General features: G+C 33.9%; 12 protein-coding genes. 3 read left to right on the top strand and 9 right to left on the bottom strand.

The annotated features are described in order from the left end of the window. Positions 1-6 precede the first annotated feature (6 nt). Both deoC and clpB read right to left on the bottom strand, forming a co-directional pair. A complete protein-coding gene (gene deoC, locus BM246_RS00505) occupies positions 7-663 on the bottom strand; it encodes a deoxyribose-phosphate aldolase (RefSeq protein ID WP_042505502.1) in 657 nt (218 codons plus the stop codon). Positions 664-1100: 437 nt separating this feature from the next. After that, a complete protein-coding gene (gene clpB / locus BM246_RS00500; RefSeq protein WP_042505500.1) occupies positions 1101-3707 on the bottom strand; it encodes an ATP-dependent chaperone ClpB in 2607 nt (868 codons plus the stop codon). A 376-nt stretch (positions 3708-4083) separates the two neighbouring features. Here clpB and ytxJ point away from each other — a divergent pair, with 376 nt between their 5' ends. Continuing rightward, positions 4084-4473: a bacillithiol system redox-active protein YtxJ gene (gene ytxJ / locus BM246_RS00495; RefSeq protein WP_074935358.1), complete on the top strand. Its 390-nt coding sequence runs from the start codon at positions 4084-4086 to the stop codon at positions 4471-4473. Positions 4474-4667: 194 nt separating this feature from the next. Continuing rightward, positions 4668-5195 (top strand): DUF5004 domain-containing protein, encoded by a 528-nt coding sequence (locus BM246_RS00490; RefSeq protein ID WP_074935357.1) that lies wholly within the window; start codon positions 4668-4670, stop codon positions 5193-5195. A gap of 75 nt (positions 5196-5270) precedes the next feature. Here the strand turns inward: BM246_RS00490 and BM246_RS00485 are convergent, their stop codons facing one another. Both BM246_RS00485 and fahA read right to left on the bottom strand, forming a co-directional pair. After that, a complete protein-coding gene (locus BM246_RS00485) occupies positions 5271-6449 on the bottom strand; it encodes a hypothetical protein (RefSeq protein ID WP_074935732.1) in 1179 nt (392 codons plus the stop codon). Between the two features lie 108 nt (positions 6450-6557). Then, positions 6558-7850 (bottom strand): fumarylacetoacetase, encoded by a 1293-nt coding sequence (gene fahA / locus BM246_RS00480; protein ID WP_074935356.1) that lies wholly within the window; start codon positions 7848-7850, stop codon positions 6558-6560. Positions 7851-8051: 201 nt separating this feature from the next. Between fahA and glyA the strand changes: the two genes are divergently transcribed. After that, on the top strand, positions 8052-9323 hold the full coding sequence (glyA, locus tag BM246_RS00475) for a serine hydroxymethyltransferase (protein WP_042505495.1): 1272 nt from the start codon (positions 8052-8054) through the stop codon (positions 9321-9323). A gap of 466 nt (positions 9324-9789) precedes the next feature. On the opposite strand, the gene BM246_RS00470 is transcribed toward glyA, so the two are convergent. The 5 genes from BM246_RS00470 to BM246_RS00450 are packed head-to-tail and all read right to left on the bottom strand — an operon-like array spanning position 9790 to position 13849. Continuing rightward, the gene (locus BM246_RS00470) at positions 9790-10320 is read right to left on the bottom strand and encodes a CIA30 family protein (RefSeq protein ID WP_074935355.1); all 531 of its coding nucleotides are present in this window, start codon (positions 10318-10320) and stop codon (positions 9790-9792) included. Between the two features lie 29 nt (positions 10321-10349). Further along, the gene (locus BM246_RS00465) at positions 10350-10778 is read right to left on the bottom strand and encodes a hypothetical protein (RefSeq protein WP_052415434.1); all 429 of its coding nucleotides are present in this window, start codon (positions 10776-10778) and stop codon (positions 10350-10352) included. 1 nt (position 10779) lies between these two features. Then, positions 10780-12267, bottom strand: a complete 1488-nt coding sequence (locus tag BM246_RS00460; protein ID WP_074935354.1) for a cryptochrome/photolyase family protein — start codon at positions 12265-12267, stop codon at positions 10780-10782. Then, positions 12264-12392 (bottom strand): DUF2256 domain-containing protein, encoded by a 129-nt coding sequence (locus tag BM246_RS00455; RefSeq protein WP_074935353.1) that lies wholly within the window; start codon positions 12390-12392, stop codon positions 12264-12266. The genes BM246_RS00460 and BM246_RS00455 overlap by 4 nt, the downstream gene beginning before the upstream one ends. After that, positions 12392-13849 (bottom strand): cryptochrome/deoxyribodipyrimidine photo-lyase family protein, encoded by a 1458-nt coding sequence (locus BM246_RS00450; protein WP_074935352.1) that lies wholly within the window; start codon positions 13847-13849, stop codon positions 12392-12394. Before BM246_RS00450 ends, BM246_RS00455 begins: the two co-directional genes overlap by 1 nt. Positions 13850-13877: the final 28 nt, after the last annotated feature.

Genomic DNA, 13877 nt, shown 5'->3' with positions numbered 1-13877 from the left:
CTTGTTTTATGCTAGTTTTAAAAGCGCTTTTCTAAGTTTTAAGTTTGGAGAAGCTCCAATACGACTTACACCAATATCTATAAATTTTTGAGACATTTCTAAATTAGTAATACCTCCCGAAGCTTTAATTTTTATGGTATCTCTAACAGTTTTTTTAATAATTTTTACCGCAGTAAATGTGGCGCCACCTTTAGAAAAACCGGTAGAAGTGGTTATAAAATCGGCATTAGCATCCGAACAAATTTGAGATGCTTTTACAATTTCGTTTTTATTTAATTCTGAAATTTCAATAATAACCTTTAGTGGTATGTTCGAAATTGCTGTTTTTACAGCGCTAATATCTTTCATTACCGATACGTAGTTTTTACTTTTCAATAAACCAAGGTTGATAACCATATCGATTTCGCTAGCACCTTCTTTAATGGCGTTGGTTGCTTCAAAAATTTTAGTTGCTGTTGAAGCGCTTCCTGCAGGAAAACCAACCGTAGAACATATTTTAACGTCCGTGCCTATAAGTAGCTCTGTTGCTAGTGCTACATAGCAGCTGTTTATGCAAATGCTATTGAGGTTGCTTTTTCTTGCTTCTTGGCAGAGTGCTATTATTTCTGCTTCTGTTGTTGTGGGAGATAATAGGGTATAGTCTATGTATTCCGAAATAATCATTGTTAGGGAGTTTTAGGTTAAGCTATATTTTTTTATGAGGGGGCAGAATTAGTCTTCATTAGTTTTAAATAATGAAAGTTTAGGGTAATTCTTCTGTAAAGTTAGAAACTAACCGAGTGTTGTTTGGGTAAAATTTAATTTTTTAGACGAACGGTAACTTAATTCCTACTTTCATAGAAAAATTAAGAAAAACATGGTGTTTGTAATATAATTTATCTATGGCAAGGCTTATTTATAAAAGACTCGCGGTAAAATGAACTGTTTTTATGTGTTTCTAAAAGATGTTTTTAGTTTGAAAGGTAATTCGTAAAAATAGTATCAGAATTTTATCTTTAATTGGCGTTTTACATTATTCCGTTAATAAAAAAAAGCAACACATCCCTCATTTCGAGTTCTGTGTTGCTTCAAATTAACAATTAAATTCTAGTATCAAAAACTTAGATTTCTTCGCTAACCAAGTGATTTTCATTTCTAAAAACCAACTCGTCATTAAAGGCATCGAGTAAAATAATACTATCTGTTGTTACGGTTCCTGCTAAAATTTCTTTACTCAGGGCGTTTAAAACTTCTTTCTGTATTACCCGTTTTACGGGTCTTGCTCCGTATTCTGGGTTATAGCCTTTGTTGGCTAAATAGCTTACAGCTTCTGGTGTAGCATCGAAAGTAATACCTTGTTTTGCTATCATTTTGGTGATACTTTTTATTTGTAAACCAACAATAGATACAATGTTTTCTTTGCTTAAAGGCGTAAACATCACGGTATCGTCAATACGATTTAAAAACTCAGGTCTTACGGTTTGTTTCAATAAAGCAAGTACATCTACTTTTGCAGCTTCAATAGCTGAGTCGATATCTTTTGTAGCTTCAAAACGATCTTGAATTATTTGACTTCCCATATTAGAAGTCATAATTATTATCGTGTTTTTAAAATCTGCTGTTCTACCTTTGTTATCTGTTAAATGACCTTCATCTAAAACTTGCAATAAGATGTTAAACGTATCTGGATGCGCTTTTTCAATTTCATCTAAAAGCACTACAGAGTATGGTTTACGTCTCACGGCTTCAGTTAATTGCCCACCTTCATCATAACCAACGTATCCTGGAGGTGCTCCTACCAAACGGCTTACAGCATGACGCTCTTGGTATTCACTCATGTCTATACGGGTCATTGCACTTTCATCATCAAACAAATATTCAGCTAAGGCTTTTGCTAATTCTGTTTTACCAACTCCGGTGGTTCCTAAAAATAGGAAGGTTCCAATTGGTTTTTGCGGATTTTGTAATCCGGCACGACTACGGCGTACAGCATCACTAACAGCTTCTATAGCTTCTTCTTGGCCAACCACACGTTTGTGTAGTTCATCTTCTAGTCTTAAGAGTTTTTCGCGTTCACTTTGTAGCATTTTCGTAACAGGAATACCTGTCCATTTAGCAACTACTTCAGCGATATCATCGTAAGTCACTTCTTCCTTAATAAGAGATGTTTCCGATTTTTCATCCAATTGCTTTTGGAAAATCTCTAGCTGTTCTTGGGCTTCTTTTATTTTTCCGTAACGCAATTCTGCAACCTTACCATAATCACCTTCGCGTTCTGCTTTTTCTGCATCTAACTTATAGTTTTCAATGGCTTGCTTCGTGTTTTGAATATTGTCTACAACTTCTTTTTCACTTTTCCATTTTGCGTTAAGCTCATTTCTAGTTTCCTTGATATTAGCCAAGTCTGAACGTAGAGATTTTAACTTCGTTTCGTCTTTTTCGCGTTTAATAGCTTCAATCTCAATTTCAAGTTGCATGATTTTACGATCTAAAACATCTAGTTCCTCGGGTTTAGAATTTATTTCCATGCGTAGCTTAGAGGCGGCTTCATCCATTAAATCGATGGCTTTATCTGGTAGAAAACGATTGGTAATATATCGTGTTGAAAGTTCTACAGCTCCAATAATAGCTTCATCTTTAATACGTACTTTATGGTGTGTTTCATATTTTTCTTTTATACCACGAAGTATTGAAATGGCACTTTCTGTATCTGGCTCGTTAACCATAACTTTTTGGAAACGACGCTCTAGAGCTTTATCTTTTTCGAAATATTTTTGATACTCATCTAAAGTGGTTGCTCCAATAGCTCGCAATTCGCCACGTGCTAAAGCAGGTTTTAAAATGTTTGCTGCATCCATCGCACCTTGTCCGCCACCTGCACCAACTAGTGTGTGTATTTCGTCAATAAACAAAACAATGTCTCCGTCGCTAGTAGTAACTTCTTTAATAACGGCTTTTAGACGCTCTTCAAACTCACCTTTGTATTTAGCTCCTGCAATAAGTGCTCCCATATCTAGAGCAAAAATTTGTTTGTTTTTCAGGTTTTCTGGAATATCTCCATCTACAATGCGGTGTGCTAAACCTTCGGCAATAGCAGTTTTACCTGTACCAGGTTCTCCAATTAAAATTGGGTTGTTTTTGGTTCTACGTGATAAAATTTGTAAAATTCTACGAATTTCTTCATCGCGACCAATAACCGGATCTAATTTACCATCTTTAGCTAACTGGTTTAAATTTTTAGCGTATTTGTTTAACGAATTGTATGTGTCTTCTTGGCTTTGTGAGGTTACATTTTCGCCTTGGCGTAACTCATCAATTGCAGCTTGTAGTCCTTTTTCGGTTACACCTTGGTCTTTTAGCATTTGCGCTATTTTGCTCTTTGATTTAAAAACAGCTAGAATAAGGTGTTCGATAGAAACGTAATCGTCTTTTTGTTTTTTCGCAATTATAGAGGCTTCATTTAAGCTTTTTCCTGCTTCGCGAGATAACATAAGTTCGCTACCTGATACTTTTGGGAAGCTTTCTATTTGTTTGTCTAGAGCTTGTTTTAGTATCGGGATATTTACGTTTAATTTCTTTAGGATAAATGGTAGCACGTTTTCATCGACTTCAAAAATGCCTTTAAAAATATGTTCGTTTTCTATTTGCTGTTGGCCAAAACCTTGCGCAATTTGTTGTGCTTGTTGTATGGCCTCTTGCGATTTAATAGTATAATCGTTTAGGTTCATAATTAATATGTTTTATGATTTCCGTTTAACGGGAAATCTTGTTGTTTTTTTATTTCGGAATGTATATTTCAAATTCCCTACCAAGTTGATTTGCAAGACAAAATGGCGGTTGTATTGTAGTTTTAAATGACTTTTTGTCGGTTTGTAAGGTTTTAGTTTAGCTGTCGACTTATTTCTGGTAAGTTTTGTTTTTGAGTATTATAAAAGTACTTAAATTTGAACCAAATACTCGAAAAAGTTTCGGGTTTAACATTAATTTGGCGGACAATTGCGTTAGGGATAGAACGGCTTGTTTGAGCTCCCCGACGGTAGGAGGTAGCGAGTAGTGAAAGCCCGACCCTTGTGGTAACGCCCAAAGAAGTATAATAATAAAAACATGGGATTATTTAATAAAATTTTTGGTGATTCGGGAGAAGGAAAAGAAGAAAAGGTATTGCCTTGGATTCCGTTGAATGCTATGCAGCAATTGGATTTAATAAAGGAAAAATCGAGTACTAAAACTCAAATGATCTTTAAACATTCTACGCGTTGTGGAATTAGTAGAATGGTGATGAGCCAGTTTGTAGATGCTTATGATTTTACTGAGAAGGATGCAGATTTGTATTTTCTAGATTTACTGAATTTTAGAGAGATATCTAATGAAGTGGGGTATAAATTTCAGGTTATGCACCAGTCTCCACAGCTTTTGGTAATTAAAAATGGTGTAGCTGTTGCACATGAAAGCCATGGTGCGATTAATGAAATGGATTTAAGTAAGTTTATTTAATAACTTACTTGTTTTGATAAAGTGTAGAATGCTCGATAAATGTATCGGGCATTTTTTTGTTTCCATAATTTTGAGTTTATTAGTTTGATATGCAGTTTAATAGGTCTTTTTGTAAGGTTTTTTGTGTAAAAAACGAATAATTCTAACGCAACCTTTGAAGAGATTTATCATCTTGAAAATAAAAATAATTAATTATGAAGAAAAGTATTTTATTAATGAAGAGTTTAATGGTGTTTAGTTTACTATTTGTTAGTTGTAACGACGACGACAGTGATGGTGTAACTTGTACCGATAGTTTAACGGGGGAATTAACCGATGTAGAAATGAATTTTAGTGGTACTTGGGTATTAACTGCTGTTGTTGCTGAAGATGAAATTGATTTAACCGATGACGGTGAAGATAATGCTAGTACAGATTTGTTTGTGCAATATGATGACTGTGAGAAAGATATTGTTTACGGTTTTGAGGACGATAGAGCTTACTCTTTTGTTGCAGGTGGTACTAGTGATTGTGATAATGAGCAAACTACTATTGGTACTTGGAAACTAAATGAAACTTATGGTTTAATGGTAGTATCTAGTTGTTTTAGTCAAACGAGCCAACTTGAGGTAAATGATGATTTTACTGAATTTACCTCTGAAGGAAACATTAATTATATTGATGTAAATGGTGAAACTATAACTAGTAAAACAACATTTACTTATACAAAAACAGCGATGTAATACTATTTTTACTGTATTTAATTTGAAGTTTTATTGAAAAAGAAAGTCCTCTAAAATTTAGAGGACTTTTTGATTTTATTCGGGATTGTAAGTGGTTATAATATTTTTGAGTTGTAGTTTGAGATCTTCTCCGGTGTCGAATATCATTTGTTCGTTTATAGGGAACGGTACTTTACGAGATCTTATAAGTTGTAAGTCTTCGGTGGTTAAGGCACGTTTATCTCCACGATAAGTTGCGTAGATGTTTTGGAAGTTAAAACCGCTATCTACAGGAAAAGATTGTAAAACCTGATTTGTTTTCATGTCTTTATAAATCACGTTTCCTAGAATTTGAGACGATTTTTGTTGGCTTAGCTCATATAGCTTAGCTTTAACTTTTATAATATTATCTACTTTAATATCGTTACCTAAACTATCTTTTTTTACGTTTCCTTTTTTATCTAAAACATATTTTTTACCATCGATTATGGTTTGCTCTCTTAGAATTTGACGTTCTTTTACATGTTCTGGAGAGATGATAATTTGTTTTAACTGTAATTGCATGGCTAAATCGTATACTCTAGCTCGCTCTGGTGATGCGTGGTATACAGTCCAAAATTGGTTTAGGCCATAAGTGTCGAAATTTAGTAAATCGCTTTCCAAATCTCTAGGTATAGCTTGTTTTGTTTGGTTTGCAATGGTTACAATAACGTATTTTGTACCACGAGCATGAGCTTCTTGTATAAGCTCGCGTGTATCTTCGTAATTAGGGTTTATAGATTCTATGTAGCTATAAATTTGATGCGCATCTCTAATTTGTTCTTTGTTATCGCTTTCTAATAAGTCGAGACCTTTTTCATATAAGTAATTAGAGGTTTTGTTTCTGTAGCTCGAAATTTGAGAGCTATAGTCGCTAAATTCAAATTTAGCTTCTTTTCCGTTAATGTATAATGGAAGCACAGGCTTTATGGCCTCTTGTCGTGTATTTAGATTTTTGTAAACATTAAAAATATTTTCAAATAACTCTGGGTTATTATCTTTTTCTAAATGTTTAATGGTGTTTAAATCTTTTTCGACCACTTTGTAATAAGCATCACGAAGCATTAGAATGTAATCTTGTTTTCGTTTTTTATCCTTATTGGTTTCAAGTTTTTTTAATGCCTCTGTAATGGCTTGATTGTAGTTGCCTGTATTTATGGCTTTTTCGAGTTGTTTGCGTCCACCGCAGGATATTAAAAATGAAATGGATAACAATAATAGTAGTAATCTTTTCATAAGTATAGGTTTTATGTTATTTGGAGGTAATTTCAATTTTGATGCCAAATAAAAACAAACCCTCAAGTTTTTAGTTTGAGGGCTTTTAAGTGTTTGATTTTTATAGAGTTATTTAGGTTTTTTGGGTTCGAATACAGGAAGTAATTGTGTAGATACTTCTCCAAAACCAATACGAGTACCATCTTTTTCACAATAACCACGCATAATAACGGTGTCGTTATCATTTATAAATTTACGTTCGGTACCATCTTTCATTTTTAAAGGTTTTTCACCTTTCCATGTTAACTCTAGCATAGAGCCATAAGAATCTGGTGTTTGTCCAGAAATGGTTCCGCTACCCATCATATCGCCAGAGTTTACTGGGCAACCATTTACGGTATGGTGCGCTAGTTGCTGAGACATGTTCCAGTACATATATTTAAAGTTAGATTGACTTACTGTAGTTTCTTTAGCGCCTTTTGGCTGTATGGCGACTTCTAAATTAATATCGTAACTTTTTTTGCCTTTGTATTTAAGGTAATCCAATTGTTTTTTAATTGGTTTAGGTCCTTCTACACGGTAAGGTTCTAGAGCATCTAGCGTTACAATCCAAGGTGAAATAGACGATGCAAAGTTTTTAGCTAAAAACGGCCCTAGTGGCACGTATTCCCATTTTTGAATGTCGCGTGCGCTCCAATCATTAAAAAGTACAAGTCCGAATATATATTCTTCTGCTTCGTTAACTGGTATTGGTTCTCCTAAATCGTTAGCATCGGTTGTAATAAAAGCCATCTCTAACTCAAAATCTATTAACTGGCTTGGTCCAAAAACAGGTTCGGTTGCTCCATTTGGTAAAGTTTGACCTTTAGGGCGGTGCACCGGAATTCCAGATGGAATAATAGACGAACTACGCCCGTGGTAACCTACCGGAATATGCAACCAGTTAGGTAACAACGCGTTTTCTGGATCTCTAAATAATGTACCAACATTAGTAGCGTGTTCTTTACTTGAGTAAAAATCGGTATAATCACCAATTTGAACAGGAAGTTGCATTTCAATTTCGTCTAAACGAAAAAGAACAACCTCTTTATGTTGCATGTTGCTTTTTAAGGCATCATTTTCTGCATCAAAAATTTCTGCAATTCTATCTCTAACCAAACGCCATGTTTTACGGCCATCTGCAATAAAATCGTTTAAGGTATCTTGAAGAAAAATATCGTCGGTTAACGGGATGCCATCAAAATAGCCTAATTGGTGTAAAGCACCTAAGTCTATAGCAGTATCACCAATACGGGTACCAATGGTTATAATATCATCTCGGGTTAAAAAAACACCAAAAGGAATGTTTTGTATCGGGAAATCGGAGTTTTTATCGACGTGTAGCCACGACTTTCTATCTGGGTTGTTCGCTGTTAATGGCATATTCTGTTTTGTTTTCGGGTTGTTGTATTCTTATCAAACGTACATAATTTTTTTGTTTTACAACGAAAAATTACTTTAAAAATGAATTTTCTTTAACCGTTAATAAATTGGTTAAAAAGTTAAATGTAAAAAACGAAATTTTCATCAATTTAAGTAATCTATTTGTTATTTTTGCGGAATATTAAAAATCAAACTCATAATATGCAACGCGACGAACAAATTTTTGAACTTATTGAAGCCGAAAAAGAACGCCAATTACACGGTATAGAACTTATTGCATCGGAGAATTTTGTAAGCAACCAAGTTATGGAAGCTGCAGGCTCTGTGTTAACTAATAAATACGCCGAAGGTTACCCTGGTAAACGTTATTATGGCGGATGTGAAGTAGTTGATGAAGTTGAACAAATAGCTATTGATAGAGCAAAAGCTTTGTTTGGTGCAGTATATGTAAACGTACAACCTCACTCAGGAAGTCAGGCTAATACAGCTGTTTACCATGCATGTTTAAACCCTGGTGATAAAATTTTAGGATTCGATTTATCTCATGGTGGGCATTTAACTCATGGTTCTCCAGTAAACTTTTCTGGTAAACTTTACAACCCGGTATTTTATGGTGTAGAGCAAGAAACAGGAGTTTTAAACTATGATAAAATTCAAGAAATTGCTACTAAAGAGCAACCAAAATTGATTATTGCAGGAGCGTCAGCTTATTCTCGTGATATTGATTTTGAGCGTTTTAGAGTGATTGCTGATAGCGTTGGTGCTATTTTAATGGCCGATATCTCTCATCCTGCAGGTTTAATTGCTAAAGGTATTTTAAACGATCCATTACCTCACTGCCATATTGTTACTACAACAACACACAAAACATTACGTGGACCAAGAGGTGGTATGATTATGATGGGGAAAGATTTTGAAAACCCTTTCGGAATTAAACTTAAAAACGGAAACTTACGTAAAATGTCATCTTTATTAGATTCAGCTGTTTTTCCAGGAAATCAAGGTGGACCATTAGAGCATATTATTGCTGCTAAAGCGATTGCTTTTGGTGAAGCTTTAACCGATGAGTTTTTACAATACCAATTACAAGTTAAGAAAAATGCTGCTGCTATGGCCAAAGCATTAGTTGCTAAAGATTATAACATTATTTCTGGTGGAACTGATAACCATTGTATGTTAATAGATTTACGTAACAAAAACTTATCTGGTAAAGATGCTGAACAAGCGTTAGTAAAAGCAGATATTACTGTAAATAAAAACATGGTACCTTTTGATGATAAATCTCCATTTGTAACTTCTGGAATCCGTTTAGGTGTTTCTGCTGTAACAACTCGTGGTTTAAATGATACGGATATGGTTGCTATTGTAGAGCTTGTTGACGAGGTTATTAATAACTTTGAAGATGATGCCGCTTTAGAAGCAGTAAAAGCAAAAGTAAATGCTATGATGCAAGATAAACCTTTGTTTGTATAAGTATTATTAAAATATAATTTATGAAAGAATCCTGCTTTTTAAGCAGGATTTTTTTTTGTTTAAAGATGAAATGTGAAATTATTTTTTTATATGAAATAAAGCAAATTTCATGCTTTTAATAAGAATTTAACAAATTTATTTGATGTCTAATTATGCTACTTTAAAGTAATATCCTTAATATGTGCCTTTAAATATTTAACATTAATAATTATGCTACGGAACATTTTTCTATTGGTTTTGTTTACAACTTTTTTTTGCGGTTGTAGTAATAAAAATGAAGTAAAACCTACGATTGTTTTAGTGAAAACCGACAGGCTCAATACCGTAAATTGTTTCGGGCAGAATATCCAACTAGATACTTTAAATATTAAGGATGAGAAAAAGCTTAAGCGATATTTTAGTTCTATGGTTCCGGCGCCATCTCGATCTAGTTTGTTTGTAAAGCGTGATTAACTAGGTATTCAAATTACTTTAAAACAATAGAATCAATTTCTAGTTTAAAATCTTCAGCAGTTTTGTTGCCTATTAAAAATGCAACTTCTTCAATGCTATTTGCGTCGAAGTTTGGAATATCGAGTTTACGACCTCTAAACGCCGGATACATATCCGCTAGTGATATTTCGATTACTTCCCATGTTTTTGAACTGCTGAAAAGCGCGATATAAGAGTGTTTGTCTGTTAGTTTAGATTTTACTCTAAATTGGTAATTTTTACCATCACCTTTAATTTTCAATATCACTTTTGAAAAGCCTTCGGTGCTAATGTCATTAAACCTGTATCTTAAAGAGGAAAAACCACCATTGTTTTCTAAAGATACATGGCCGGTGTAAACGCCATGGCCTGTTTCGTTTAAAGTGAATGCTCCAGACGATTTTCCGCCCATAACAGCATCGTTAACCACGGTCCAATTAGTAATATCCGATGTGTTTTCAAATTTAAATATAGTATCTATTTGCATAGTAGTGGCTATTAAAAGTATTAAAATTAAAGGCTTCATAGTGTCTTGTTTTAGAATAGAAATGGCTTTTAAGCATCGTAATAATCTAATTTTAAAAAGCTGATTTTTAAGTTAATCATTTTATCAATAAACTTTTTATTATCGTCATAATTTTTATTTTTCTTAAACTTAATAAAATGTCCATTAGCGTGTATAGTATACGTTTTTGTGCTATAAGTAACTAATCTGTAATAGGGGATTATCCACGAGTAACGATCGAGTCTATTTGTAAAATGCACGATTATACCTTTTGGCCTTAGTTCTATATTCGCATAATTTGTGGCTAGAGTTTGTAGATTTTTAGGTTGAAGTTTTTCGCTTATTTCTTCAATCATAAATCTACTAGATCCAATACCTCCCATTTTTATTTTTTCTAAAAAAGAAAAGGCTTTTCCAACTAGGTTGTCACTTTCTTTTACAAAAGCATCATTAATTTGTGTTGTGTTAAATAGCATCATATTAGATTTTTAAGGATAATAAATACTGTTCTGCATGTTTAAGATGTTGCTCTTGCTTTTCAGAAGGCATTTTATCAAACATTTTTACCAACATGCCTAATCTAGGGTTCGATAAAAAGAAGTCGCGGTGTGTATGCATAAAGCGCCAAAAAAGACCATCCCAAGTGTTTTGCCAATCTCCTTTTTTATAATTACTCATTTTCATTAAATAATTGCTACCACTTATATAAGGCTTTGTAGCCATTAATCCGCCATCGGCAAACTGACTCATTCCGTATACATTGGTTACCATAACCCAATCGTAAGCATCAATAAAGAGTTCCATAAACCATTTATATACTTCATCTGGATCGAACTCACAAAGCATCATAAAGTTCCCTAAAACCATTAAACGCTCTATATGGTGGCAATACCCAGTTTGTAATACTTTTTTTATGGTTTTATCTATGGGTGCTATGCCCGTGGTGCCATCGTAAAACGATTTAGGAATTTTCTTTTTAAATCCCCAAAAATTAGTGGTGCGTTCTTCACCACCTCTAGCTTCATAAACGCCTCTTATAAATTCGCGCCAACCTGTAATTTGCCTAATAAAACCTTCGGTAGAATTAATAGGTACATTGTTCTCTTCAGCATATAATAAGCAAGCATCAATTATTTGCTGAGGAGTTATTAAACCTACGTTTAGCATAGGCGTTAATACACTATGGTTTAGTATCGAGTTTTCTGCAACTATAGCATCTTCATAAGTTCCAAATTCCATAAAACGTTTTTCAAAAAACTGCTGCAACCAATTGTTTGTGCTTTCAAAATTAGTAGGGTATAAGGCCTGCTCTGTAAGCTTCCCTAAATGATTCGAAAAATGCTTTTCTACGTATGCTTTTGCCTCTAAATAATAAGCATCGCTATCAGGAAACTGAACCGATGGTGGTGTTTTTTTAGCAGGATATTTTTTTCTGTTTTCAGCATCAAAACTCCATTTGCCTCCCAATGGTTTATTTTCAGAATCGACTAAAATCTTTCTTTTTTTACGCTGCTCGGTATAAAATGTAGATTGTTGGTATTTCTTTTTATCCTTTCGGAAGAAATTAACCAGTTCATCTTTCGTGTTTAAGAATAAAGGCGAAGTATAAACGTTTGTTGAAATGCCTTGTTCTTCACTTGTTTTTTCTATTCTTTTTTGAAGCCAATTATCTGTTGGATCTACGTAGTTAATGTGTTTTACTTCTTGTTCACTTAACTGGACGATTAACTTTCTAATATCCGATAAATCGCTAATCGCTTCAATATAATTTACTTCAAGGTTTTTTTCGCTCCGAAGAAAATCAGCGTAGCACTTCATTGAAGCTCTATGAAACGCTATTTTTTGTTTATGAAATGGGTATTGCTTAAAAAACAAATATTCTTCAATTATATAGATAGGAGCAGTGGTTTCAAAAATTGGTGATTCATGAAACAATTGATGTGGAAATATTAAGTTGATGCTTTTCATTTATTCTTTCTGCAGCGTGTGCTGCAATATTTAACGTCGTTCCAATTTTTCTCCCATTTTTTACGCCATGTAAATGGTCTGTCGCAAACCACACATATTTTCTCTGGCAGATTTTCCTTTTTCATTAGTTTCTATTGACGTGAGTTTGTAAAAGTCTGTTCTTTTCTTGTAACACAGCAGGGTGTTTTTTATGTCCCCAAATTTTGTCTCTAGCAATTCTAGCACTTTCTTGTAAATCTATTATGGGGATTGGATAGGTTTCACCCATAATAACGTTGCAAAACGTTTGTTCCATAGCTGTCATTTTCCAAGGTTCATGAATGTGTAACGTTGGAACAGCTCTTAGTTCTGGAATCCATTTTTTTATAAAAACACCTTCCGGGTCATGTTCTTGTGAGTTTTTTACGGGGTTATATAAACGCACGGTATTAATACCTGTGGTGCCTGCTTGCATTTGAAATTGAGGAAAGTGAATTCCTGGCTCGTAATCTAAAAACTGCCGTGCTAAATGGTAAGTACCGTCTCTCCAATCTTGGTCTAAATTGAGTGTTAAAAAAGAGACAACCATAGCACGCATTCTAAAGTTAATCCAGCCAGTTTGTTCTACAGCTCGCATGCAAGCATCGATTATAGGGTAGCCGGTGTGGCCTGTTTTCCATGCTTTTATGAAAGCTTCGTTTTTATTGTGAGTTAAAAGCTCGTAGCCTTTGTTTATGCATTGTGTTTCATAACGGCATTCTACTTCAAACTTTTGAATAAAATGGCAATGCCAATGTAAACGGGTTAACATTGCTGAAAATGCTTTACTGTTTTTTGTACCGTTTGGGTGTGTGCCTATAAATTGAAAAGCTTGCTTTATGCTTATATTTCCCCAGGCTAAATAGGGCGAAAGTCTGCTGCAAGACATTCTACTTTCTGTAGGCTTAGATATGTGTTTTTGGTAATTAAAACCTCTTTTTGCTGCAAACGATTTTAAGTAGCGCCAAGCATTTACTTCACCTGCAGGTTGGTAATGTTTAGGATATGCTTTTAATTGATTTTCTAATTTTTCGGGTATACAAAATTTATGATTAAGAGGCTCGATTTCAGAAATGGAATAGTTGTTTTTTATAATTGGCGTATGCATGGTTTGATGCCATTGCTTGTTCCATGTATCTCTGTTTTTAAGACCTCTAATAATACCATCTCGTTGCAATTGTTTCCATAAAATAGTATTCTCTTTACAAAAGTTGGCTATTTCTTTATCGCGTTGCCAAGTTATCAGAATTCCGCTTTCTTGATAACTAAATACAGATTTGATGTTGAATATGTTATTCAAATATTGAAAAACAGTAATAGCTTCTCCGTAAAAGACTTCAACACATCTTTTATAAGTTTCTAATGTTGTGTTTAACGCCGAAATAGAGTGGTAAATGAATTTTAAATGTCTCGGGCTTGTATCGGGATATTCTATTATAGTAGGTTCAAATAGATAGATAATAAGGTACGGAATACCTGATTGTTCTGCTTTTTGTAAAGGCTCATGATCTTGCGAGCGAATATCTCGCTTTAACCAAACAATATTTATCGATTGCCTTTTCAAGAGGTTGTTTGTGTTTTTTATTATTTGT

The sequence above is a fragment of the Algibacter lectus genome (assembly GCF_900112395.1).
Taxonomy (GTDB): Bacteria; Bacteroidota; Bacteroidia; order Flavobacteriales; family Flavobacteriaceae; genus Algibacter; species Algibacter lectus.
Note: the sequence above shows the minus strand (reverse complement) of the source record. Positions and strands in the feature narration are given on the sequence as shown.

What these genes read in the sequence shown, in the direction of transcription:
- deoC (WP_042505502.1), bottom strand. Translation starts at nt 663, where the DNA reads ATGATTATTTCGGAATACATAGACTATACCCTATTATCTCCCACAACA.
- clpB (WP_042505500.1), bottom strand. Translation starts at nt 3,707, where the DNA reads ATGAACCTAAACGATTATACTATTAAATCGCAAGAGGCCATACAACAA.
- ytxJ (WP_074935358.1), top strand. Translation starts at nt 4,084, where the DNA reads ATGGGATTATTTAATAAAATTTTTGGTGATTCGGGAGAAGGAAAAGAA.
- BM246_RS00490 (WP_074935357.1), top strand. Translation starts at nt 4,668, where the DNA reads ATGAAGAAAAGTATTTTATTAATGAAGAGTTTAATGGTGTTTAGTTTA.
- BM246_RS00485 (WP_074935732.1), bottom strand. Translation starts at nt 6,449, where the DNA reads ATGAAAAGATTACTACTATTATTGTTATCCATTTCATTTTTAATATCC.
- fahA (WP_074935356.1), bottom strand. Translation starts at nt 7,850, where the DNA reads ATGCCATTAACAGCGAACAACCCAGATAGAAAGTCGTGGCTACACGTC.
- glyA (WP_042505495.1), top strand. Translation starts at nt 8,052, where the DNA reads ATGCAACGCGACGAACAAATTTTTGAACTTATTGAAGCCGAAAAAGAA.
- BM246_RS00470 (WP_074935355.1), bottom strand. Translation starts at nt 10,320, where the DNA reads ATGAAGCCTTTAATTTTAATACTTTTAATAGCCACTACTATGCAAATA.
- BM246_RS00465 (WP_052415434.1), bottom strand. Translation starts at nt 10,778, where the DNA reads ATGATGCTATTTAACACAACACAAATTAATGATGCTTTTGTAAAAGAA.
- BM246_RS00460 (WP_074935354.1), bottom strand. Translation starts at nt 12,267, where the DNA reads ATGAAAAGCATCAACTTAATATTTCCACATCAATTGTTTCATGAATCA.
- BM246_RS00455 (WP_074935353.1), bottom strand. Translation starts at nt 12,392, where the DNA reads ATGAAAAAGGAAAATCTGCCAGAGAAAATATGTGTGGTTTGCGACAGA.